Genomic DNA, 23,917 nt, shown 5'->3' with positions numbered 1-23,917 from the left:
TTCCGGTTCCGAAACCGAAGCGCGTTACCCCGCCGTAGCCGCCGAAGCCGCCGCCGGCGCGCTGGCCGCGCCGTAATCGGCCGGCGCATCGGGCTCGCGCGGCGTCTCGCCCGCATGCGCGATCCAGCCGCCGCCCAACGCGCGATACAGATCGACGAGGTTGGTCAGGCGCGCCAGACGCGCCGTGACGAGCGACGTTTGCGCCGTGTACAGACTGGTCTGCGCCGCCAGCACCGGCAGGTAGCTGTCCACGCCGTTCTTGTAGCGCAGTTCCGAAAGCGTGAGCGAGCGCTGGTTCGCAAAGGTGCTGCGCTCGAGCGCAGCGATCTGCTCGTCGTAGGTGCCGCGTGCAGCCAGACCATCGGCCACTTCGCGGAACGCCGACTGGATCGACTTCTCGTAGTTGGCGATCTCGATGCGCTTCTCGACATTCGCGAGTTGCAGGTTCGCGATATTCGAACCGCCCTCGAAGATCGGCAGCGTGATCTGCGGCACGAAACTCCACGCCGCCGTGCCGGCCTTGAAGAGCCCGCCGAGCGACAGGCTTTCGGTGCCGAACGCCGCCGTGAGCGAGATCTTCGGGAAGAACGCCGCACGCGCCGCGCCGATGTTGGCGTTTGCCGCGAGCAGCGTTTCTTCGGCCTGCATGATGTCCGGACGACGCGTGAGCAGATCCGAAGGCAGGCCTGCAGGAATGTCGTTGAGCAGCGCCTGGCCGTCGAGCGGCAGACCTTGCGGCAGATCCGCCGGCAGCGGCTCGCCAATCAGCAGCACGAGCGCGTTTTCGGCCTGGGCACGAGCGCGCAGTTGCGCCTGCATGTTGGCCTGCGCGTTCTCGACCACGGTTTGCGCCTGACGCAAATCGAGTTCGGTGCCGGTGCCCGTATCGAACTGCGCCTTCGCGATGTTGTACGAGTCCTGCGCCGTCTTGAGCGTTTCCTGCGTGACCTTGAGCAGGTCGTCGTCGGAGAGCATCGTCAGGTACTGATCCGCGACTTCCGAAACCAGCGTGATCTCGGCCGACTTGCGCGCATACGCCGTGGAGAGGTACTGCGCCAACGCCTGGTCCTTCAGGCTGCGGATGCGCCCCCAGAAGTCGATTTCCCACGACGCTTGCACGCCCACGTTGTAGACGCTGTACGGATTATTCACCGTGGTCTGAAAGTTCCTCGGCACGCGCGTGCGCGTGTCCGAAGCCACACCGTTGATCGCCGGGAACAGCTCGGCGCGCGTGATCTGATACTGCGCGCGCGCCGCCTCGACGTTGAGCACCGACACGCGCAAGTCGCGGTTGTTCTTCAGCGCGATGTCGACGAGCTGCTGCAGGCGCGGATCGACGAAGAATTCGCGCCAGCCGATGTCGGTCGCCACGGCGCCATTGGCGCTCGGGGCTGCCTGGCCGTTCTGACCATTCGCGCCCGCAGCAATGGGCTGCGTAGCGTACACGCCGCCCTGCGGGAAGCTCTGCGACACCGGCGCTTCGGGCCGGTGGTACCAAGGCTCCATCGTGCAACCCGCGAGGAGCGCGGCGGCCAGCGCTGCGGCGCCCGCAGCAATTACGGATAGTTTATGCATCTCAATGTCCTTCCTTGCCCGGGCCGTCGCCGTTGCTGCCGTCGTTGCCACCTTCGCCACCACGGTCATTGCCGCCGCCCTGAGCGCCGCCGCCCTGGTCCTGGTCCTGGTCATGGTCGTGCGCGTGGTGCTCTTCGTAGTGCTGCAGCGCGACGTCCGCGTCTTCCTTCTCGCCGGCGAACTTCGCGCGAATCACCACGAAGAACATCGGGATCATGAAGATCGCGAGGAACGTGGCCGTGATCATCCCGCCGATCACGCCCGTGCCGATCGCGTGCTGCGAAGCCGAACCCGCGCCGTTACTGATCGCGAGCGGCAGCACGCCGAGAATGAACGCCATCGACGTCATGAGAATCGGCCGCAGACGCAGTCGCGAAGCTTCGAGCGCCGCCTCGATCGGTCCCATCTTTCCTTCGGCCTGCAGGTCGCGCGCGAACTCCACGATCAGAATCGCGTTCTTCGCCGACAGACCCACAGTGGTCAACAGACCCACCTGGAAGAACACGTCGTTCTCGAGGCCGCGCAAGGTCACCGCCAGCAGCGCGCCGAGCACGCCGAGCGGCACCACCATGATGACCGCGAACGGAATCGACCAGCTTTCATACAGCGCCGCGAGACACAGGAACACGACGAGGATCGAGATGCCGTACAGGATCGGCGCCTGCGAGCCCGACTGACGCTCCTGGTACGACAGGCCCGTCCATTCGTAGCCGATACCCGCGGGCAGCTTCGCCGCGATCTGCTCCATGGCCGTCATGGCCTGGCCGGTCGACTTGCCCTGGCTCGCCTGACCCTGGATTTCCATCGCCGAAATACCGTTGTAACGCTCGAGCTTCGGCGAACCGTACGTCCAGTGGCCGCTCGCGAACGAGGTGAACGGCACCATCCCGCCCGAGCTGTTGCGCACGTACCAGAGACCGAGGTCTTCCGGATTCATGCGGAACGGCGCGTCGGCCATCGCGTACACCTTCTTGATACGGCCGTCGGTGTCGAGGAAGTTGTTCACGTACGCCGATGCCCACGCGATCGAGAACGTCTGGTCGACCGCCGCCGACGTCACGCCGAGCGCATTGGCCTTCTCGCGGTCGATATCCACCTTGAACTGCGGCGTGTCGTTCAGGCCGTTCGGGCGCACGAGCGCAAGCGACGGGTCCTTCGCGGCCATGCCGAGCAGCATGTTGCGCGCTTCCATCAGCTTTTCGTGGCCGACGCCGCCGCGATCCTGCAGTTCGAAGTCGAAGCCCGACGCGGTGCCGAGTTCAGGAATCGAAGGCGGATTCACCGGGAAGATCATCGCGTCCTTGTAGTTCGCGAAGTGACCGTACATGCGGCGCACCAGCGCCTGGACCTTCTGGTCCGCGTGCTGACGTACCTTGTAGTCCTTCAGACGCACGAACACGAGACCCGAGTTCTGGCCGCGGCCCGCGAAGCTGAAGCCGTTCACGGTGAAGGTCGATTCGACGATGCTGCCTTCGTCCTTGAGCAGCCAGTCCTGGATGTTCGCGAGCGTGCGCGCCGTGGTTTCCTGCGTCGAGCCCGAAGGCGTCTGCACGATCACGAACATCGTGCCCTGGTCTTCATCGGGCAGGAACGACTTCGGCAGGCGCACGAACAGCAGGCCGACCGCGACGATCACCGCGAGGTAGATGATGAGCCAGCGGCCCGAGCGCTTGATCACGTGGTGCACGCCGCTGTGGTACTTGTCGCGGCTCGTCTCGAACGTACGGTTGAACCAGCCGAAGAAGCCCTTCTTCTCTTCGTGGTGGCCCTTCGGAATCGGCTTGAGGATGGTCGCGCACAGCGCCGGCGTGAGAATCAGCGCGACGAGCACGGACAGCACCATCGCCGCCACGATCGTGAGCGAGAACTGCCGGTAGATGGCGCCGACCGAGCCGCCCGAGAACGCCACCGGCACGAACACCGCGGAGAGCACGAGCGCCACGCCCACCAGTGCGCCGGTGATCTGGCCCATGGCCTTGCGCGTGGCTTCCTTCGGCCCTAAGCCCTCTTCCACCATCACCCGCTCGACGTTCTCCACGACCACGATCGCGTCGTCCACCAGCAGGCCGATGGCGAGCACGAGACCGAACATGGACAGCGTATTGATGGAGAAGCCCACCATCGCCATGATCGCGAACGTGCCCAGCAGCACCACCGGCACCGCGATCGTCGGAATCAACGTCGCGCGCAGGTTCTGCAGGAACAGATACATCACGAGGAACACGAGCACGATGCCTTCCAGCAGCGTCTTGATCACTTCCTCGATCGACAGGCGCACGAACGGCGTGGTGTCGTACGGGTACTTCACGACGAGACCGTGCGGGAAGTACTTCGAGAGGTCGTCGATCTTCTGGCGCACGAGCTTCGCGGTCTGCAGCGCGTTGGCGCCCGTCGCGAGCTGAATGCCGAGGCCGGCGGTCGGCGCACCGTTGTACTTCGTGTCGAAGTTATAGTTTTCGCCGCCCAGCGTGATGCGCGCCACGTCCTTCAGACGCACCTGCGAGCCGTCCTGGTTCACCTTCAGCAGGATGTCGCCAAACTGTGCCGGCGTCTGCAGCAGCGTCGCTTCGGTGATGGTCGCCTGGAACGACTGCCCTGCCACCGCCGGCGTGCCGCCCAGCTGGCCGCCCGCGATCTGCACGTTCTGCGCGGTGATCGCCGCTGTCACATCAGATGGCGTGAGCTGGAAGTTCGTGAGCTTGTTTGGATCGAGCCAGACACGCATCGCGTACTGCGAGCCGAACAGCGTGACCGTACCCACGCCGTCGATACGGCTGATCGGGTCTTTCACGTTCGACGCGACGTAGTTCGCGAGGTCGTACTTGGTCATGCTGCCGTCTTCGGACACGAACGCGAGCACCAGCAGGAAGCTGCTGCTCGATTTCGTGACGCTGATACCGAGTTGCTGCACCACCTGCGGCAGAATCGGCGTGGCGAGCTGCAGCTTGTTCTGCACCTGCACCTGCGCGATGTCGGGGTTGGTGCCCGCCGCGAAGGTCAGCGTAATCGTGGCCGTGCCCGAGTCATCGGAAGTCGACGAGATGTACAGCAGGTGGTCGAGACCGCTCATCTGCTGCTCGATCACCTGCGTGACCGTGTTTTCCACCGTCTTGGCCGACGCGCCCGGATAGTTCGCGCTGATCTGGATGGAAGGCGGCGCGATGGTCGGATACTGCGCGACCGGCAGCGTGAACACCGAAGCCACGCCCGCCAGCATCAGGATGATGGCGATCACCCATGCAAAGATTGGGCGATCAATAAAGAACTTTGCCATGAAGCAGGCTCCCCGTTATTGCGCTGCGGAGGCGGCAGGTGCAGCCGAGGCAGCCTTCGGCCCCGATGCGGCGCTGGCGGCGTTCGCATAGCCCGAAGCCGTTGCCATGTCGGCCGAAGGCGCGCCCTGCGGCGGCGGCGGCGGCAGCTGCGCGGCAACCGGCTTGACCTGCAAGCCCGGCTTGACCTTGTCGGTGCCCTGGACGATCACGCGGTCGCCGGCGTTCAGACCGCTCTGGACGACCCAGGCCTGGCCCTGCGTGCCCGCCGTGGTGATCGGCGTCGGCACGACCTTGTTGTCCTGGTTGACGACGTACACCGATGCCTGGCCCTTCTGGTCGTGCTGCACGCCGACCTGCGGGACGAGGAACGCGTTGTTGTTGATGCCTTCTTCGATGCGCGCGCGCACGAACATGCCCGGCAGCAGCACGCGGTCGGGGTTCGGGAAGATCGCGCGAACCGTGACCGAGCCCGTGGTCTGGTCAACGGTGACGTCGGAGAACTGGAGCTTGCCCTTTTCCGAATAGGTGCGGCCGTCTTCGAGGACGAGCGAAACCTTGGCGGCGTTCGGGCCGTTGGTCTTCAGGCGTCCTTCCTGGATTTCGCGGCGCAGCTTCAGGCCGTCGAGGCTCGACTGCGTGACGTCCACGTACATCGGATCGAGCTGCTGCACCGTCGACATCAAGGTGGCCGCGCTCGCCTGCACGTAGGCGCCCGGCGTGACCTGCGAGATACCGACCTGGCCCGAGACAGGCGAAGTGACGTCGGTATAGCCGAGGTTGATCTGCGCCGTGTCGATGGCGGCCTTGCCGGCGGCGACGTCGGCTGCGGCCTGGCCTTGGGCGGCAACGGCGTTGTCGTAGTCCTGCTTGCTCACCGCGTTGGCCTGCACGAGCACCCTGTAGCGCGCAACCAGCGCGTTCTGCGTGACGAGGTTGGCCTGCGCCTTGGCGAGCGTGGCCTTGGCGTTGTTGAGCGCGGCGATGTACGGCGCCGGGTCGATCTTGTAGAGCCGCTGGCCCGCCTTGACGAGCGCGCCTTCGGTGAATTCGCGGCGCAGCACGATGCCGTCCACCCGTGCGCGCACTTGCGCGACGAGGTAGGCACTGGTACGGCCGGGCAGCTCGGAGACGACCGGCACGGCGGTCGGCTGGAGGGTGACGATACCCACTTCGGGGGTTTGCGGCGGCGGCGCCGACTGCTTTTGCCCGCAGGCTGCGAGCACGATGGCAGCCGTCGCGACACTGATTAGGCGGAATGGAACCCGTTCGACGCGCATGGAGCGACCTCTGTCTATAACTGACAATAAAAGCGTGCGGCGTCCTGCAACGAGGAGGACGACCACGCACGCCAGCATCTGGCAAATACCTGACGGATAAACCCGGTACTTCTTCTAGAAAGGCGCGTTCCGGTCTGCATATCCGTCCGGGCGATACTGCCGCGCGCCGCCGCGAGAGGCGTCGCGCATTGGGGTTTCTACGACCACTTGGCCAAGGACGGATATTAACCGGACATCACCACTTGAGGCACCCAAGTGGTGGGGTGCTATTATAGATACATTCGCGAACGAATGTAAAAGGACGTTACGTAACCGTTGAGTGGTACTTCAGGAGCGATCCTCGCATCACCTCCATATTACAAATCAATACATTACGGTTCGCACCCCAAATACATTTATTCCCCTAACCCACTGCAACGCACTGACTTTACAAAATGGTCCGCCGAACGAAAGAGGAAGCGCTGGAGACGCGCAACCGGATCCTCGACGCCGCCGAACACGTCTTTTACGAAAAGGGCGTGTCGCGCACTTCGCTGGCCGACATCGCCCAGACTGCGGGCGTGACGCGCGGCGCGATCTACTGGCATTTCGAGAACAAGGGCGACCTGTTCACGGCCATGTTCGACCGCGTGGTGCTGCCGCTCGACGAGCTGAAGGTGGCATCGACCGATCCCGGCGAGCCCGACCCGCTCGGGCGCATGCGCGATCTATGTATTCTGTGTCTGCGCAATACGGCCACCGACGTGCGCCGCCGCCGCGTGTTCGAGATCCTGTTCCTCAAGTGCGAGTTCGTCGAGGAAATGGGCCCCGTGATGGCGCGCCATCAGACCGATATGCGCGAGGGGCTGGCCAGCATCGAGCAGGGTTTGCGCAATGCGATGTCGAAGGGTCAGCTGCCCGCCGACCTCGACCCGAAGCGCGCTTCGCGCGTGCTCCATTCGTTCATCGGCGGCGCGCTGCGCGATATGGCGATCCTGCCGGACGTGTTCGACGTGGCGAGCAACGCCGAACTGCACGTCGACGCCATGCTCGACGCGCTGCGCTTCAGCCCGTCACTGCGCATCGGGGCGGCCGAGCCGGACGCCTGAGCCCTGCGCGCGCAGTTCCCGAATCGACCGAGGCGGCCCGCTGACGAGGCCGCCTTTTTCTTGGACGCTCAGGCCGGCACGCGGTTCGCGCGGGCCCGCTGATTCGACGCGTAGATGTTGTCGCGCGCGAGCGGCATACCTTTTTCGACGGCGGCAAGCCAGGCATCCGTGCTCACGACCGCCGCGAAGCGCGTGTGCATCACCACGCTGAACGCGCGGTGGATCTCCTCGGCGCTCGCCGCTCCCGCCTCGTTTGCATACGGCACCGCACCGGTCGCATCGGCCAGAAACTCCACGGCAAGACCCGCGTGGGTCGCCTCGAACACCGTCGACGCATCGCAGTTGTGCGTCATGTAGCCCACCACCGTGAGCGTGTCGATGCCGCGCCCGGCCAGCCAGGCCTTGAGATCGGTGCCCGCGAAGGCGCTAGGCAGCGCTTTTTCGACGTAGTGATCGCGCTCGCGCGAGGCCACGACCGGATGCAGCTCGGCGCCCACACTGCCGCGTGCGAAGAGCGGCGAATCCGCCGGGGCGACGTTCTGCACCACCACGACCGGCACGCCGGCGGCGCGCGCGGCGTCGATCGCGCGGCCGATATTGGCGAGCGACGTCTCGATGGGGGGATATTCGATCGGCAGATCGCCGCTGACATATTCGTTCTGCACGTCGATGACGACGAGCGCCCGGCGCGGATTTGCGGACATGGCCATGCCTCCTGGGGTTGAGTGAAACCGACCGGTCCGAAGACGCGCAGTCGATGGCGGGATTGTGGCGCTGCGTGCGCCCACGCGACAGTGGCCCGGATGACAACTTTCGCTAGAATCGGGCCATTCCTCTTCGGACTCGTCATGGCCACTGCTATCCGTCAGGCTCCTTCACCGGCCCCCTTGCGCGTCGCCGTGATCGCGTTCGACCGCATCAGCCCGTTCCATCTCTCGGTGCCTTGCGTCGTGTTCGGCGAAGACCGCAGCGAAGGCGGCGTGCCGCCGTTCGAACTCGCCGTCTGCGCGGCGGAGCCCGGCGCGCTCACGACCACGGCCGGCTTCACGATCGGCGCGCCACACGGCCTCGAGGGGCTGCGCGACGCGGACGTGATCGTCGTGCCGAGCTGGCGCGACACCCACGAGGCGCCGCCCGCCGCGCTTTGCGACGCGTTGCGCGACGCGCACGCGAGCGGCGCGATCCTCGTCGGGCTCTGTCTCGGCGCCTACGTGCTCGCGCACGCGGGCCTGCTCGACGACCGCCCGGGCACCACGCACTGGGCCGCCGCCGACGACTTCGCGCAGCGCTTTCCGGCCGTGCGCTTCGACCCCGGCGTGCTCTACATCGACGACGGCGACCTGCTGACCTCGGCGGGCACGGCGGCGGGACTCGACTGCTGCCTGCATCTCATGCGGCGCCTGTGCGGCTCGGGCGCCGCGAACTACGTGGCGCGGAGGCTCGTCGTGCCGCCGCATCGCCAGGGCAACCAGGCCCAGTACGTCCAGCAGCCGCTCGCGGCAGCCGGGCGCGGCGAGCGTCTGCCGGGTCTGCTCGACTGGATTCGCGCCCACCTCGACGCGCCCCACACGCTCGACTCGCTCGCGCAGCGCGCCCTGATGAGCCGGCGCACCTTCACGCGCCAGTTCCGTTCGACGACGGGAACGACGGTGAGCGCGTGGCTGCTCGGCGAGCGCCTCGCCCGCGCGCAGCAACTGCTCGAAAGCACCGATCAGCCGATCGACGCGATCGCCCAGCGCGCGGGCTTCGGCTCGGCGGCGTCGCTGCGTCAGCATTTCGTGGAGGCGTTCAGGATTTCGCCGTCGGCGTGGCGGCGGGAGTTTCGGGGCGCGTGAACGTTTCTTTGCGCGGTCCGGCGGGCGGCGCGCCGCCCGCCGCCTATTTCAGGTCGCGGTAAACCAGCGGGCCGCATAGAGCAGCAACGCGACGAAAAAGATCATCGCGGCCCACGCCCAATACGGCATGGCATGCGGCGGCGGTTCGTGATTCAGCGTGCTTGCCGCGCGGCCCGAAAGCGTGCCGCCCGCATGGTGCTGCGGCAGGATATGCGCGCGGCGGGCCAGACCGGCGAGGTTGATCGGCCGCAGGAACACGTGCTGCCGGCGCGGCTGCTCGCCCGCCACGCGGTTCGGCGCCTGGCCGTGCTTGACCGCAACTACGGCGCAGAACTCCGTGAAGAAGTCGTCGGCGAGCTCGTGCAGCGCGTTCTCGATCTGGCGCGGCGGCAGTTCGGAAAGCGGTCCCGTGAGCGTGGCCCACACCGAGTAGTCGATTCGCGTGCTCACATCCTTGCCCGTACCCGGCTCCCGCGTCGTGGCGCGCTCTTCGGGGCGCAGCGCGACGTCGATCTGGCCGCGCAGCGAGCCGATGCCGTCGGCGCGGGCGCGAAAGCTCAGCACGCGCCGGGGCGTGAGCGGCACCTGCGCCGTGTCACTGGCAATGTGGGCGCGCACTTCGTAGCGTGCGCGCAGCGGCCCGAGCGGCACCGTGAGCGTGATCGCGTATTCGCCGGGGCCGAGCCGCCTGAACGACTCGCAATGCTCCATGCTCGCGCGCACGAGCGCCACGTCCTGCAGCGCCGCCCAGACGGCGGCCGGTTCGAGCGGAATTCTCAACGCATCGTTCAGTTCCATGGCGGCTCCCCTATGCAAGCTACCGGGCCATTTCAGGAGGTCTGGTCGATCCGGTCCACGCGAGTCGCGTAGAAGGCCAGATACCCCTTGATGCCGCTTGCGTCATCGAGCGGCGCTTCGTAGCTCCAGGCCGCGTCGTCGACGCGCCCGTCTTCGGTACGCAAATGGAAATACGTCGCCTCCCCCTTGAACGGGCAATGCGAGATCTGTCCGGAGCGTTCGAGTCGCGCCATGTTCACGTCGGCGCGCGGAAAGTAGAAGACGTCGGGGTAGCCGGTTTCACAAAGGGTGACGGCGTGCAGCGTATCGGCAATGGTGATGCCGCCATGAATCACGCGCACGCGGTGACGGTTCGCGACGAGTTCGATGCGATGGTCCGCATCCGGTTCGACCGCCATGTTCGGCTCCCCTGTTGGTAGGCGGCGCCCGCGGCGCCCTGCCCTCGCCGGGCGGCAGGCCGCACCGGTTCGCGTGGCCCGCCGCCACGAAGGCGCGTGCCGTGCAATGCCACGGGATGGCCGCTCGCCAGCCGCCTGTTGCCGCGCCGGTCACGCAAGCGACGGCGACCGACGGCAACACGCGAACCTGCTCGCGAAACGCCTGAGCGATCGCGGCCTCCCCTCGGCCTCATTATCGGCCAAACTCGTCCTGGCTGCGTGAATCTTATGCGCGGCGCGCGTGCGGCAGTGCGCAAACGCGGCGGGGCCCGGCCAGGCGGCTTACCAGATGAACGCCGCCCGCGCGCTGCCGTTCGAGCCCACCGTCACGGCGCTCGTCTTGTCGACGCCCGCATGGCTCACATGCACGTTGTAGCGGCCCGGACGCACCTTGACGAGCATGTACGGCCCGCGGGAAGTCGTATCGAGCACGCTCGCGCCGTGCGAGTCGGTGATCTGCACGCGCACGTCCGCCACGTACTCGCCGCTGCGCTGGGTAAAGCGCAACGCCAGTGGCCAGTCGCGCTCCGCGCCGAGCAGCGCCCTGGATTCGTCGAGACCCACGCCGCCGGAGACGAACGACACGTCGCCCTGCTGCTGAACCTGGGGCATGCCGCCGCCGTTGGTGTTGCCGGCGCTCGTGTTGTCGGTGGTCGAGCCGCCGACCGTGCCCGAGGCATCGGCCTGCTGCGCCGCCGCGCCTCCCGCGTAGCCGAGCGCAAGCGTGGCCGCGAGAACCGTCGCGTAAGCGGTGGCATGAACGGGGCGCGAGTTGTGGAAACGCTTCATCGATCGCTCCTTTCAGGTTGTCCGATGTAATGCTCCCGCAAGGGGCATGCCCGATCAGCGCGTCGAAGGTTTGTGCGCCCCAAAAAACCGCTGCCGCCGGGGCCAGAGGCCAACGGCGGCAGCGCGGGTACAACGTAATGAAACCTGCTCTCGCCGCGAATCCGGCGCACGGAGCCGGACTCGCGACAGCAGGGATCAGCCGAGATCGACAGGCACGAAAATCTGTGCGTCGTCTCGCTGGATCAGGAGCGCAATGCTGTTGCCAGCCTTGGAAACCATTTGCTTGAGCTGATCGGCGCTCGTCACCGGGCGGCCATTCACGGCGAGAATCACGTCGCCGGGCTGGACACCCGCGTTTTCGGCTGCACCACCCGACTGCTGGACGAGCAGACCGTGATCGAGCGAGCCGCTGCTCTTCTCTTCCGGCGTGAGCGGGCGCACGGCGACGCCGAGGCGCCCTTGCATCTGCGCCTGCGGTGCCTCGTTCGAAGCCACCTTCGCGTCGCCCAGCGTGCCGATGGTTGCGGTGAGGTCCTTCGTGCTCTTGTCACGCCACACCTGAACATCGGCCTTCGTGCCCGGCTTCATGCCGGCGATGAGCGAAGGCAGAGCGGACGAGTCGTCCACGGCCTGGCCGTTCACGGACAGGATCACGTCGCCGGGCTTCAGGCCCGCCTTCGCGGCCGGACCGCTCGCGTCCACCGAGCTCACCAGCGCGCCGCGCGGCTTGTCCATGCCGAACGAGTTGGCGAGCGTCTGGTTCATCGACTGCACCGCGACGCCGAGACGCCCACGGCTCACATGACCGGTCTTGACGAGTTCGTCCTTGACCTTGATCGCCTCATTGATCGGGATTGCGAACGAAAGGCCCTGGAAGCCACCCGTCTGCGAATAGATCATCGAGTTGATGCCGATTACTTCGCCCTGCAGATTAAACAGCGGGCCGCCCGAATTGCCGGGGTTGACCGGCACGTCGGTCTGGATGAACGGCGTGTAGTTTTCGTCCGGCAGCGAGCGCGACTTCGCGCTGATGATGCCCGAGGTCACCGTGTTGTCGAAGCCGTACGGCGAGCCGATCGCCACCACCCACTGGCCAACCTTGCTCTGGCGCGGGTCGCCGATCTTCACGGTCGGCAGGTCCTTTGCGTCGATCTTGAGCACGGCGACGTCCGACTGCTTGTCCGCGCCCACGACCTTCGCCTTGTATTCGCGCTTGTCGGTGAGCTTCACCGTCACGACGTTGGCGCCGTCCACGACGTGCGCGTTCGTGAGAATGTAGCCGTCCGGGCTGACGATGAAGCCCGAGCCGAGGCTCGCACTCGGCTGGTCGGCCTGCGGACCATTGTCGCCGCCGCCCATGCCGGGCGCGCCGCCATAGAAGTGCTTGAAGAACTGGTAGAACGGATCGCTCGGATCGATCGGCAGTTGTTGCGAACCGCTGCCGCTGCCGCCGCTGCGCAGCGCCGTCTGCTTCACGACGTGCTTGGCGCTGATGTTGACCACCGCGGGCCCGTAGGTTTCCACGAGACCCGAGAAGTCGGGAATGCCAGTCTTGGCTGCGGCTTCGGCCGGCATCATCGCCGCGGCCTGGGCCTGCGAGATGACCTGCGGAGCAGGCAGATCACGGTGCCCTGCTACGTAGCCCGCCGACAATGCGACGACCACGGCGGCTGCCACGGCACTGCGGGAAAGAACTTTTGTATTCATTGCGGACTCCTTGCGCGGGGTACTCATCACGACGTACCGAAGAGTAAGCCGTGTCGCTTAAAGGAGTCTTAAGTACGCGGAAATCGCAACAATCGCGCAAACGCCCGCGCGGCGGGCATTTGCGGGCGATTGAGAATCAGAACCGCACGTCCACGAGCAGGCCGCCGGCGGGCGAATCGCCGAGTGCGATGGTCGCGTCGTGCTGATCTGCAATTCGTCGCACGATAGCGAGCCCGAGGCCCGTGCCGGCGATATCGGTGCGTGCGCGATTCGCGCCCGCGCCCACGCGATAAAAGCGATCGAACACGCGCGCACGCTCCTCTTCCGGGATGCCCGGCCCGCTGTCCGCGATGCGCACGCACGGATGCCCGTCGACGACCGCGAGGCTGACGTCCACGCGGCCACCCGCGGGCGTGTATTTGGTCGCGTTGTCGAGCAGATTGTTGAGCATCACGCGCAACGCATCGGCGTCGCCATGCACGCTCGCCGCCGCGCTTTCCTCGATGCCGAGATCGACACCGCGCTGCTGCGCGAGCGGCGCATAGTTGAGCACGCAATCATCGAGCAGCGCATGCAGATCGACGTTCTGCGCACGCGCATGACCGTCGGGTTCGGAACGCGCGAGCGCAAGCAGCTGCTCGGCAAGACGCGTGGCGCGCGTCACGCCCGCCTGCAGATCGACGAGCGCTTCGCGGCGCGTTTCGTCATCCCTTGCGCGCGCAACGAGTTGCGCCTGGATCTGCACGGCGGCCAGCGGCGTGCGCAACTCATGCGCGGCATCGGCGACGAAGGCCTTCTGCGTATCGATGGCCTGCGCGAGGCGATCGAGCAGCGCGTTCAACGCATGCACGAGCGGCGTGACTTCGCGCGGCAAACGCTCTTCGGGCAGCGGATCAAGCGCTTCGGGATGACGCGTGTCGAGCGCGCGCGCGACGCGCGAGAGCGGCCTGAGCCCGCGACCCACCATGATCCAGACCGCGATGCCGAGAAACGGCAGCACCACGATGAGCGGCCAGAGCGTGCGCAACGCGACGTTCGCGGCGAGCCGGTTGCGCACCGAAACGGGCTGCGCGAGCTGCACGACGTTGTCGCCGACGATCGCGCCATACACGCGCCAGTCGCCGCGATCGGTGCGCTCCGTCGAAAAGCCGAGTTCCGCGCGCGGCGCGAGCGGCGCACGCGGATGCGAGTAGTACATGAGCACGCCGTTGCGATTCCAGATCTGCAGCACGATGCCTTCGTCGCCCGTGTCGCGCGAACTGAGGATCTCGTTGAATGGCTCGGAGGGCAGCGCCTCGGCGATTTCCTGCAGCTGGTAGTCGAACAGCTCGTTGGCTTCGGCGAGCGCCTGGCGATAAATCAGCCAGCCCGCGAGCCCAACGCCCGCGACGACGATCGCGAGCAGCCAGAACAGCAGTTGTCGTCGGATGGAACTCATCGGCTAAAGGGGTCTCCCTGTCGATCTGGGGTTAGCGCTTTGGCGCTTACTCCGGTCCCACGCATGGCCGCGCTTGATTACCTGCTTCATGCGTCTTTGGCGATCATGTAGCCGAGGCCGCGCACGTTGCGGATCAGGTCGGCCCCGAGCTTCTTGCGCAGCGCGTGAATATAGACCTCGACGGTATTGCTGCCGATCTCCTCGCCCCAGCCGTACATCTTCTCTTCGAGCTGGGTTTTCGAGAGCACCGCGCCCGGACGCGCGAGCAGCGCTTCGAGCAGCGCGAATTCGCGCGCCGAAAGCGCAACGGGCGAACCGTCCTGGGTGACCTGGTGCGAGGCCGGATCGAGCGTGATCGAGCCGTGGCGGATGGTCGAATCGCTGCGGCCCGCCTGGCGGCGGATTAGCGCGCGCATGCGTGCGCCCAGTTCGTCGAGATCGAAGGGCTTGATGAGGTAGTCGTCCGCGCCGGCGTCGAGACCCTTCACGCGGTCGGCGACGGCGTCGCGCGCGGTGAGAATCAGCACGGGCAGCGCCGCGCCGCGCGCGCGCAGGGTGCGCAGCACGTCGAGACCGTCGCGCCGCGGCAATCCGAGATCGAGCAGCATGAGATCGTAAGAATCCGCGCTCGCGGCGGAGAGGGCGGCATCGCCGTCTTCGACCCAGTCGACCGCGAAGCCTTCGCCGCGCAGCGCCTTGCGCACGCCTTCGGCGATCATGCGGTCATCTTCGACTAGCAGTATGCGCATCGTAATGTTGGCCGGGCGGCGCCGCTGCGCCGCGCTGCGTGAGTGGATGAGGATGCGAGCATTCTAGCGCCTGAACAGGGGCGCCGCGCCGCTGCGGCACGCAGCCGGTCGCGCTGCAATGGCGCGCGGGGTGGGCACATTATGGGCAGTGTTTGCATCACGCCACGCAATGTGCAACGTTTTCTTGCGGCAATGCGCGCACGCGGCGCGAGGTCTTTACAATGTGCGCTTTTGCGGCGCTCCACTCGTGATTCGGCCGCGATGCGCGCGTGCGGGCTTGTACAGTACGTTCAAGCGAGCGCATCGCGCGCGCACCACGAATCACACGCCGCCCCAATTTTCGCGTCCGCGCGCAGCACCGGAGAGTCTCCGCTTTCCGTACGCCGCGCGCGGCCCAAGCACCGCCCCTGCACTCGCCCGAACGCATTTCATGCTGCCCGCATCGCTGTCCCGCCTACGCTCCTTGTTCAGACTGCCTGCCTCGCACACCGACCGCACGCATCGCGCCGCCGCCACTGCGCGCCTGCCTCGACCGCTCGCCCTCGCATTAGCCTGCGCCACGCTCGCCGCGGGCTTCGCCGCCGCGCCGGCCGCGTATGCGCAGCCCGAAGGCGCGCGCATTCCCACGGTCAACGTGACCACCGTGCTGCCGCCCACCGTGATGGCGGGTCTGGAGCGCGCGCACGTGCCGCTCTCGTCGGTCAGCGTGGTGATCGAAAAGGTCGGCGACCGTCAGCCCAGCGTCGCCGTGAATGCCGGCCAGCCGATGATGCCAGCCTCGACGATGAAGCTCGTCACGACGTGGAGCGGCCTCGCGATGCTCGGTCCCGACTATCGCTGGAAAACGAGCGCCTATACCGACGGCGAAGTCGATGCGAGCGGCACGCTGCACGGCAACCTCTATATCAAGGGCACAGGCGACCCGAAGCTCGTGCCCGAAGAGCTGATCGACCTCGTGCAGAAGATTCGCACGGCGGGCGTCGCGCGCATCGACGGCGCGCTCGTGCTCGACAAGAGCGAGTTCGATCCGTCCACGCGCGACCTGCCCTCGTTCGACGGCGACGACAGCGCGCCCTACAACGTCGGCCCCGATCCGCTGATGTACGCGTTCAAGTCGGTCTCGTTCACGTTCTCGCCCTCCCGCGAGGGCGTGTCGATCGACGTGGTGCCGCCCGTTGCGCAGTGGCAGATCGACAACCAGATCCGCGAGCGCGCCGGCGCCTGCGGCGGCATGCTGCCGAGCCCGCAGGTTTCGCCGGGCGGCAACGGCGTCGTCACCGCGAGCTTCGCGGGCAGCTACGCGATGCGCTGCGGCGAGCGCACGCTCAACATGGCCGCGCCCGTGGACCACAGCACGTTCTTCGCGGACGGCTTCCTCGCCCTCTGGCAGCAAACGGGCGGCAGCCTCTTCGCCACGCCGGCCGGCGCGGTGCGCGAAGGCGTCGTGCCGCCGCGCGCGCGTCTGCTCGCCGTGCACCAGAGCCCGCCGCTATCGGACGTCGTGCACGACATCAACAAGTTCAGCAACAACGTGATGGCGCGCAATCTGTTCCTCACGCTCGGCGCCGTCGAGGGCAAACCGCCTGCGACCACGGGCAAGGCCGCGACGGCCGTCAATACGTACCTCCGGCGCAGCGGCCTGAACATGCCCGAACTCGTGCTCGACAACGGCTGCGGCCTCTCGCGCGAAGAGCACGTCAGCGCGCTCTCTCTTGCGAACCTGCTGCAGAACGCGAACGCGAGCCCGGTCGCGCAGGTGTTCATCGACTCGCTGCCGGTCGTCGGCGTGGACGGCACGATGCGCAACCGCCTCACCAACGCGGGCGTGGAAGGCAACGCGCATATCAAGACGGGCACGCTGCGCGACGTGCGCGCCATCGCCGGTTACGTGGCAGCCGAGAACGGCGAGAGCTGGATCGTGGTGAGCCTCATCAACGATCCGCGCGCCGAAGCGGCGCGCGCCGCGCACGACGCGCTGCTCGAGTGGGTCTACAAGGGCATGCCCGAAGAAAAGCCCGTGTACGTCGAGCCGCATCCGAAGCGCGCGGCAAAAGGGTCGAAGGTCGCGAAGGCCACGTACAAGGCTCCGGCCAGACGACGCGGCGCGCATTGACCACGCGCTACGCGCACGTTGCTTGCACACGGCGTGCACGCCGTTTCCGCGCCCGGCGGGCGCCGTGGACCTGTCCCCGCACGCCTCATCCGAGTTCGCCGCGATGCGTCGGGCTCGAAGTTTTCCTCTAGCAAAGCCCCGCCCGTCCGGGGCCCGGGGCGTGTACTCTGGCGAGCAAAGGCCGGTAATGCATTGAAAGTTTTATCTTGCGTGCCCGGCCATCGAGCCGCGCACCCTGCGAACGCACACCAACGCGGCCAATACGATACGAGACAACAAACGCCGCGCTGCCCGCCAGCGCCGCCCACGGGACAAGGAGGACGACGTTCGTGCAGTTCGACGCGCAATGGCTGCTGCTCGCCCTCGCCCCCGTGTTTCTCGCCTGCATCGGCTGGGAAGCGTGGCATCTCTCCCACACACGGCCGCGCGCTGCATCGAACACCACCCCCGACAGTGCCCGCTACGCCTGGCCCGATACGCTGTGCAACGCCGCGCTCGCGCTCATGCACCAGGGCGCCGACAAGCTTGCGTGGCTCGTCGCGGTGCCCGTCTACGCCTATGTCTACCGGCACTTCCGGCTCGTTGCGTGGCAGCCGGGGCTCGTCGCATGGTTCGCACTCTTTATCGCGCAGGACCTGCTCTACTACGTGTTTCACCGTGCGAGCCATCGCGTGCGCTGGCTCTGGGCCGCGCACGTCGTCCACCATTCGTCGGAGCGCCTGAACCTTTCCACGGCGTTTCGCCAGAGCCTCATGTACCCCGTGGCGGGCATGTGGATCTTCTGGATTCCACTCGCCATGCTCGGCTTCACGCCGGAGCAGATCGTCGCGATCGTGCTCGTCAATCTCGCGTTCCAGTTCTTCGTGCACACCCAGGCCGTAGGCAAGCTCGGCTGGCTCGAAAACGTGTTCAACACGCCGTCGATGCATCGCGTCCACCACGCGCGCAACGCGCGCTATATCGATCGCAACTACGCCGGGGTGCTCGCGATCTGGGACCGCCTGTTCGGCAGCTATGTCGAGGAAGACGCGCACGACGCGCCCGATTACGGCATCGTCAAGCCGCTTGCATCATGCAATCCGCTTAACGCGACATTTCACGAATGGCTCGCGATGGCGCGGGACTTCGCGCGCATGTCCGGCTGGCGCTCGCGTCTCGCCGCGCTGTTCGCGCCGCCCGATTGGTGCGAGCGCCACGACGCGCTCGGCCTCGCCTCCGTGACGGCGCCGGCGACACCCGCGGGAACGCGCTACGGCGTGCCGGAAAACAACACCGAGGGTGAGTTCGGGTCGCGCAATAGCTGAGAGATTGCGTAGTCTGTCGGCCTTGGCCCTGACCCTGGGGCAGCAGCAAGCAGGGGGTTGCATGCAAGGCCGGCGATCGAGAAAAACATCGACAACGGGGCAGCCGCTCGTGCCACGAGCACCCGTTGCATGAGTAGGCAAGCATGGCATCAAAGGCCACACACAGAGGAGATGAAGTGAATATGAAGCATCAAGGACCGAGACACCGTACGCTGTTGCGCGCCACCCAGATCGCTGCCGCGAGCGCCGCCTTTGCGCTGCTCGCCGCCTGCGGTGGCGGCAGCGGGGGGAACAACAACGCGAGCACGCCGCCGCCGTCGGGCGTCAACATGCAGGTGGTGGCGTTCGGCACGAGCCTGACCGACGCGGGCACGTATTCGGAGCAGATTCTGCCGGGCTTCGGCGGCGGCCGCTTCACGACCAACCCGGGCGAAGTCTGGGCGCAGCATGTGTCCGAATACTTCGGCAACACGCTTTCGCCGGCCTTCGAAGGCGGCTTCGGTCTGCCGCTGACGGCAACGGGCGGCTTGGACTACGCGCAAGGCGGCGCGCTGGTGACGGGCGGCGGCGTGGCGAATACCAGCGCCGTGATCCCTGCCGCGAGCGAGCAGCCGGTCACTTGGCAGCTCCAGCAGTATCTGGCGCAGCACGCCGGCTTCAATGCGAATCAGCTCGTGCTCGTGGAAGGCGGCGCGAATGAAATCCTGAACCTGCTGGACAACAACGGTGCAGGTCTGACGGCATTCGGCACGGCGCTCGCGGCCACTCCATTTTCGACGCTCGTCAACGATCCCGCGACGCAGCAGAGCACGGTTACAACCCTGATGCAGGCCGGTTTCACGCAAGCGCAGGCGACAGCCCTGGTGCCGGCAGCCATCGCGCTCCAACTTGTCGCCAACCCGACCTACACAGCCAACTTCGCGTCGGTGCTGCCGGTGATCACTGCAGCCAAAACGCTGGCGACCCTCGTCAATACGCAGATTGCCGGGACGCCCAAAGTCGCCGTCGCAACGGTGCCCGATATCGGCAAGACGCCGGCCGCATTGGCAGCCGATGCGGCGACGCCCGGGACAGTGCCTGGCTCGGCGACCGCGGCTGACACCGCGCTCACGCTCATCTCGGCAATGTACAACCTCACGCTGCTGGAGACGCTGCAACCCACGTTGGTGGCAAAGAAGGCCGTCGTGATCGATACGTTCTCGTGGCTCGACCAGACGATCCAGAACGCAGCGAGCCTTGGCTTCACGGTGACGAACACGGGCACGGCGTGCAACATCGCGCAGATGCAAACCGACGCCACGAACTACGCCCTCGCGAATCCGCAAGCGACGCTCGGACTGCCGGCCACGACGGATCCGACCATCCTGAAGGCTGCGGCAGCGCAATACGGCAGCAACTTCGGCAGTTCGCTGTTCTGCTCGCCGCAAACGCTGACGACGGCCAACGCGCCCACGACCTACATGTTCGCGGATCTCGTGCACCCGACCACCTCGCTGCACGCGCAGTTCGCGAACTTCGCTGAAACGCAGCTGGCTGCTGCGGGCATTGGCAAGGCGCCGTGACAAGCGTCGCTTGAGCCGCTTGCACCGGATCTTCCGGTGCAAGAAAAAACACCCCACGAACCGTCAGGCTCATGGGGTGTTTTTCATTGAACGCGAAAGAACGTGATCAGCCCTGCTGCTGCGCCTCGAACGCCGCCGCCGCCCGCCCCAACCGGTCATTGACCGCGATCCACTCGATCGTCTCCGGCAGTTTCTCGATGAGAATGCGCGAGACGTTCGCGCGATCGAGCGCGCGTAGCAAGCCATACAGTTCACGCGCATATTCCTGCGGCTCTTCCGGCGCGACGACGAAGTGCACGCCCTGGGCCTGCGCCCAAACGCCCGCGCGCGAGGCGCGCGCCACCAGCGCCACCGTTTCGCCCGCATCGCGCGCCGCCGCAAGCAGCGGCTCCAGCGCCTCGAACGGCAGCAGCGCGAGCGGCGTGCGCGGCGCGTAGTGCGCCTTGAGCGTGCCCGAGGCGCGCGGCGCCGTGGCGTCCGAGCCGTCGGGCAAGCGCGGCGCCTCGCCCAGCACGCGCGCGATGTCGTGCGGCGTCACGTGACCGGGCCGCAGCAACGCGGGAAATCCGCGCGAGAGATCGAGAATCGTCGATTCGATACCCACGTCGCATGCGCCGCCGTCGAGCACATGCACCGCCGCGCCGAATTCGTCGCGCACGTGCTGCGCCGTGGTCGGGCTCACGTGGCCGAAGCGGTTCGCCGACGGCGCCGCCACGCCGCCATGGCCGCCGCGACGCGCGGAAAACGCCGCCAGCAACTGCTGCGCGACCGGATGCGACGGGCAGCGCAGCCCCACCGAATCCTGGCCGCCGCTCACGGCGTCGGGAATGCGTTCGTGGCGCTTGACGATCAGCGTGAGCGGGCCGGGCCAGAAGGCGTCGACGAGCTTTTGCGCCGCCTCGGGCCACTGAGCGGCCCAGTACTGCGGGTCGCCGCCGGGCGGCAGGTGAACGATCACCGGATGGTTCGCCGGCCGCCCTTTGGCCGCGTAGATGCGCGCGACCGCCTCGGGGCTCGCCGCATCGCCGCCCAGACCGTAGACGGTCTCGGTCGGGAACGCGACCAGTTCGCCCGCGTCGAGCAGCGCGGCGGCGTGCTCGATGTCGGCATCGGTCAGAGGCGGCGCGCCATCGTGCGGCGCGTTCTGCTGATCGGACATGATGCGGCCCAACCTCAGCTCGTGGCGATGTGCAGCAGGCGCGCGCAGTCGCGCGCGGCCGTGCGCGCTTCGTCGAGCGTCGGCGCGGTGAAGTTCACGTGGCCCATCTTGCGGCCCGGACGCGCGTCTTCCTTGCCGTACAGATGCAGACGCGCGGCCGGCATCGAGGCCACCTGGTCCCACGGCGGCGTGACGGGCGCGGCGCCCTTCTGGGGCTTCGCCTCGCCCACGGCGCAGGGGAACCACACGTCGCCGAGAATGTTCAACATCACGGCCGGCGAGTGCTGGCGCGTGTCGCCGAGCGGCATGGCCGTCATGGCGCGCACCTGCTGCTCGAACTGGCTCGTGGCGCACGCATCGGTCGTGTAGTGGCCCGAGTTGTGCGGACGCGGCGCCATTTCGTTGGCGACGAGCGAGCCGTCTTCGAGGATGAAGAATTCCACGCACAGCACGCCCACATAGCCGAGCTTCGCCGCGATCTGGATCGCGGCCTGCTGGGCCTGCTGCACGAGCGCGGGGCTGGCGTCCGGCGCGGGCACGATGGTGTGCGAGAGCACGCCGTTGCGGTGCGTGTTCTGCGCGAGCGGATAGACCACGGCCTGGCCGTTCGTGCCGCGCGCGATCAGGGCGCTCACCTCGAATTTCAGCGGCAGGCGCTTTTCGAGCACGCACGGCACGCCGCCGAGCGACGCATGCGCCTCGCGCACTTCCTCGGCGTTGGAGACACGAATCTGGCCTTTGCCGTCGTAGCCCATGCGCGCGGTCTTGAGAATGCCCGGCAGCACGGCGGCGAGCGCCTTGTCGTCGATGCCGGCGAGCGCCTGCGACGACTCGATCACCACGTGCGGCGCGACCGGCACGCCGGCCGCCGCGATAAAGCGCTTCTCGGCGATGCGGTCCTGCGCCACCGCCACGCAGCGCCCGGCCGGGCTCACGAAGGTCGACTTCGCGAGCGTGTCGAGGCTCGCTGCGGGCACGTTCTCGAACTCGGTCGAGATGGCCGCGCACAGGCGCGCGAGTTCGGTGAGCGCGGCTTCGTCGTCGTACGCGGCGCAGATGTGGCGGTCGGCCACAGTGCCCGCGGGGCTGGTCGCGTCGGGATCGAGCACGGCGACGCGGTAGCCCATCGCCTGCGCGGCAAAGCAGAACATGCGGCCGAGCTGGCCGCCACCCACCATGCCCAGCCAGGCGCCGGGCAGGATCGGTGAAACCGGTGAATTGTCAGGAGTCATCTTCGTGGTCGGCCGCGGGATGGCCGCGGCGCGTGGGGACGATCAAAGCGGGGCAATCAAAGCGGGGGCAGCACCATGGCGTGCGCCGCTTCGTTCTGGCGCACGCGGAAAGCCGCGAGCTTGTTCGCGTATTCGGTGTTGGTCACGCTCAGGATCGAGACGGCGAACAGCGCCGCATTGGCCGCGCCCGCCTCGCCGATGGCGAAGGTCGCGACCGGCACGCCCTTGGGCATCTGCACGATCGAGTGGAGCGAATCCACGCCTTTCAGATACTTGCTGACCGCCGGCACGCCCAGCACGGGCACCGTGGTCTTGGCCGCCAGCATGCCTGGCAGGTGCGCCGCGCCGCCCGCGCCGGCGATGATCGCGCGCAGGCCGCGCTCGCGCGCCTTTTCCGCGTACTCGAACATCTCGTCGGGCATGCGGTGCGCCGAGACCACCTTGGCCTCGTACGCGACGCCGAACTCCTGCAGGATCGCGACCGCGTGCTTCATCGTGTCCCAGTCGGAGCTGGAGCCCATCAACACGCCGACGAGCGGCGCCGCATGCTGGTGAGCCGTCTGAACTTCGCTCATTGTGCTTCCTTCTTCCCTCTTCTCGCTTACGCGAGCTTTTGACCCGTGAGACGCTCGAGCGCCTCCTGATACTTCGCCGACGTTTTGGCGATCACTTCGTCGGGCAGCTTCGGCGCCGGCGGCTCCTTCTTCCAGTCCTGGGTTTCGAGCCAGTCGCGCACGAACTGCTTGTCGAACGACGGCGGGTTCGAGCCCACCTGATACTGGTCGGCCGGCCAGAAGCGCGACGAGTCGGCGGTGAGCGCCTCGTCCATCAGATACAGCTGGCCGTGGTTGTCGAAACCGAATTCGAACTTCGTGTCCGCAATGATGATGCCGCGCGTGGCCGCGTAGTCGGCGGCTTCCTTGTACAGCTTGATCGAAATTTCCTTGATGGTGCGCGACAGCTCGGTGCCGATGCGGCGCTCCATCTCTTCGTACGTGATGTTCTCGTCGTGGTGGCCCATTTCGGCCTTGGCTGCGGGCGTGAAGATCGGCTCGGGCAGCTTTTGTGCATTCTGCAGGCCCGGCGGCAGTTCGACGCCGCACACGGCGCCCGTTGCCTGATAGTCCTTCCAGCCGCTGCCGGCCAGATACCCGCGCACCACGGCTTCCACGAGAATCGGCTCGAGGCGCTTCACCACGACGGCGCGGCCCTTGACCTGCTCGACTTCGTCGGCGGCCACGACGGTTTCCGGCGCGACGCCCGTGAGGTGGTTCGGCACGACGTGCTTGAGCTTTTCGAACCAGAAGTCGGCCATCTGGTTGAGCACCTCGCCCTTGCGCGGAATCGGCTCGCCCATGATGACGTCGAACGCCGACAGACGGTCGGTGGTGACGATCAGCAGCTTGTCGTTGCCCACGGCATAGTTGTCGCGGACCTTGCCGCGGCCGAGAAGCGGCAGCGAGCGGAGCGTGGATTCGTAGAGGGTAGACATCGTCGTGATTCGCTAAAAGGACAATCGAAACGGAGGCGGGTTCGGTCCAGAACCGCGGTTGCAACCGCGCCAGGAAACCGTAAAACC

General features: G+C 66.9%; 19 protein-coding genes. 5 read left to right on the top strand and 14 right to left on the bottom strand.

Annotated features, from left to right (window positions below):
- Positions 1-24 precede the first annotated feature (24 nt).
- Genes AB4Y40_RS10470 through AB4Y40_RS10460 form a run of 3 tightly spaced genes read right to left on the bottom strand, consistent with a single transcriptional unit; the run spans position 25 to position 6,127 of the window.
- Positions 25-1,575, bottom strand: a complete 1,551-nt coding sequence (locus tag AB4Y40_RS10470; RefSeq protein WP_368687608.1) for an efflux transporter outer membrane subunit — start codon at positions 1,573-1,575, stop codon at positions 25-27.
- 1 nt (position 1,576) lies between these two features.
- Positions 1,577-4,849, bottom strand: a complete 3,273-nt coding sequence (locus AB4Y40_RS10465) for an efflux RND transporter permease subunit (RefSeq protein ID WP_368687607.1) — start codon at positions 4,847-4,849, stop codon at positions 1,577-1,579.
- A gap of 15 nt (positions 4,850-4,864) precedes the next feature.
- Complete coding sequence (locus tag AB4Y40_RS10460) at positions 4,865-6,127, bottom strand: efflux RND transporter periplasmic adaptor subunit (protein WP_368687606.1); 1,263 nt, start codon at positions 6,125-6,127, stop codon at positions 4,865-4,867.
- Between the two features lie 434 nt (positions 6,128-6,561).
- Between AB4Y40_RS10460 and AB4Y40_RS10455 the strand changes: the two genes are divergently transcribed.
- Positions 6,562-7,215 (top strand): TetR family transcriptional regulator, encoded by a 654-nt coding sequence (locus tag AB4Y40_RS10455; RefSeq protein WP_368687605.1) that lies wholly within the window; start codon positions 6,562-6,564, stop codon positions 7,213-7,215.
- 68 nt (positions 7,216-7,283) lie between these two features.
- Here the strand turns inward: AB4Y40_RS10455 and AB4Y40_RS10450 are convergent, their stop codons facing one another.
- A complete protein-coding gene (locus AB4Y40_RS10450) occupies positions 7,284-7,925 on the bottom strand; it encodes a cysteine hydrolase family protein (protein ID WP_368687604.1) in 642 nt (213 codons plus the stop codon).
- Positions 7,926-8,063: 138 nt separating this feature from the next.
- Here AB4Y40_RS10450 and AB4Y40_RS10445 point away from each other — a divergent pair, with 138 nt between their 5' ends.
- On the top strand, positions 8,064-9,050 hold the full coding sequence (locus AB4Y40_RS10445; protein ID WP_368687603.1) for a helix-turn-helix domain-containing protein: 987 nt from the start codon (positions 8,064-8,066) through the stop codon (positions 9,048-9,050).
- Between the two features lie 48 nt (positions 9,051-9,098).
- Here AB4Y40_RS10445 and AB4Y40_RS10440 read toward each other — a convergent pair whose 3' ends face one another.
- The 6 genes from AB4Y40_RS10440 to AB4Y40_RS10415 all read right to left on the bottom strand — a co-directional run bounded on the left by AB4Y40_RS10440 (position 9,099) and on the right by AB4Y40_RS10415 (position 14,968).
- A complete protein-coding gene (locus tag AB4Y40_RS10440; RefSeq protein ID WP_368687602.1) occupies positions 9,099-9,848 on the bottom strand; it encodes a CoxG family protein in 750 nt (249 codons plus the stop codon).
- 32 nt (positions 9,849-9,880) lie between these two features.
- Positions 9,881-10,246 carry a DUF427 domain-containing protein gene (locus AB4Y40_RS10435; protein WP_368687601.1) on the bottom strand — a complete coding sequence of 122 codons (366 nt, stop codon included), beginning with the start codon at positions 10,244-10,246 and terminating at the stop codon, positions 9,881-9,883.
- 321 nt (positions 10,247-10,567) lie between these two features.
- Positions 10,568-11,074 carry a carboxypeptidase regulatory-like domain-containing protein gene (locus AB4Y40_RS10430; RefSeq protein ID WP_368687600.1) on the bottom strand — a complete coding sequence of 169 codons (507 nt, stop codon included), beginning with the start codon at positions 11,072-11,074 and terminating at the stop codon, positions 10,568-10,570.
- Between the two features lie 195 nt (positions 11,075-11,269).
- Positions 11,270-12,781, bottom strand: coding sequence for a DegQ family serine endoprotease (locus AB4Y40_RS10425; protein ID WP_368687599.1), 1,512 nt, complete (start codon positions 12,779-12,781; stop codon positions 11,270-11,272).
- Positions 12,782-12,917: 136 nt separating this feature from the next.
- On the bottom strand, positions 12,918-14,219 hold the full coding sequence (locus AB4Y40_RS10420) for an ATP-binding protein (RefSeq protein WP_368687598.1): 1,302 nt from the start codon (positions 14,217-14,219) through the stop codon (positions 12,918-12,920).
- Positions 14,220-14,305: 86 nt separating this feature from the next.
- The gene (locus AB4Y40_RS10415; protein WP_028205939.1) at positions 14,306-14,968 is read right to left on the bottom strand and encodes a response regulator; all 663 of its coding nucleotides are present in this window, start codon (positions 14,966-14,968) and stop codon (positions 14,306-14,308) included.
- A 523-nt stretch (positions 14,969-15,491) separates the two neighbouring features.
- Here AB4Y40_RS10415 and dacB point away from each other — a divergent pair.
- The 3 genes from dacB (at position 15,492) to AB4Y40_RS10400 (ending at position 19,947) form a co-directional block, all read left to right on the top strand.
- Positions 15,492-17,081 (top strand): D-alanyl-D-alanine carboxypeptidase/D-alanyl-D-alanine-endopeptidase, encoded by a 1,590-nt coding sequence (gene dacB, locus AB4Y40_RS10410; protein ID WP_368687757.1) that lies wholly within the window; start codon positions 15,492-15,494, stop codon positions 17,079-17,081.
- Between the two features lie 329 nt (positions 17,082-17,410).
- On the top strand, positions 17,411-18,385 hold the full coding sequence (locus AB4Y40_RS10405) for a sterol desaturase family protein (RefSeq protein WP_368687597.1): 975 nt from the start codon (positions 17,411-17,413) through the stop codon (positions 18,383-18,385).
- 182 nt (positions 18,386-18,567) lie between these two features.
- On the top strand, positions 18,568-19,947 hold the full coding sequence (locus AB4Y40_RS10400; RefSeq protein ID WP_368687596.1) for an acylhydrolase: 1,380 nt from the start codon (positions 18,568-18,570) through the stop codon (positions 19,945-19,947).
- Between the two features lie 106 nt (positions 19,948-20,053).
- On the opposite strand, the gene AB4Y40_RS10395 is transcribed toward AB4Y40_RS10400, so the two are convergent.
- From AB4Y40_RS10395 to AB4Y40_RS10380, 4 genes are read right to left on the bottom strand one after another with little or no spacing between them, the layout of a single operon-like run.
- A complete protein-coding gene (locus tag AB4Y40_RS10395; protein WP_368687595.1) occupies positions 20,054-21,106 on the bottom strand; it encodes an L-threonylcarbamoyladenylate synthase in 1,053 nt (350 codons plus the stop codon).
- A gap of 14 nt (positions 21,107-21,120) precedes the next feature.
- Positions 21,121-22,338, bottom strand: a complete 1,218-nt coding sequence (locus tag AB4Y40_RS10390) for a 5-(carboxyamino)imidazole ribonucleotide synthase (RefSeq protein ID WP_368687594.1) — start codon at positions 22,336-22,338, stop codon at positions 21,121-21,123.
- A 56-nt stretch (positions 22,339-22,394) separates the two neighbouring features.
- On the bottom strand, positions 22,395-22,913 hold the full coding sequence (gene purE, locus AB4Y40_RS10385; protein WP_028205944.1) for a 5-(carboxyamino)imidazole ribonucleotide mutase: 519 nt from the start codon (positions 22,911-22,913) through the stop codon (positions 22,395-22,397).
- Between the two features lie 26 nt (positions 22,914-22,939).
- Positions 22,940-23,830 (bottom strand): phosphoribosylaminoimidazolesuccinocarboxamide synthase, encoded by an 891-nt coding sequence (locus tag AB4Y40_RS10380; RefSeq protein ID WP_368687593.1) that lies wholly within the window; start codon positions 23,828-23,830, stop codon positions 22,940-22,942.
- Between the last annotated feature and the right edge of the window lie 87 nt (positions 23,831-23,917).

It is taken from the genome of Paraburkholderia sp. EG287B, from assembly GCF_040965595.1.
Lineage (GTDB): Bacteria > Pseudomonadota > Gammaproteobacteria > Burkholderiales > Burkholderiaceae > Paraburkholderia.
Note: the sequence above shows the minus strand (reverse complement) of the source record. Positions and strands in the feature narration are given on the sequence as shown.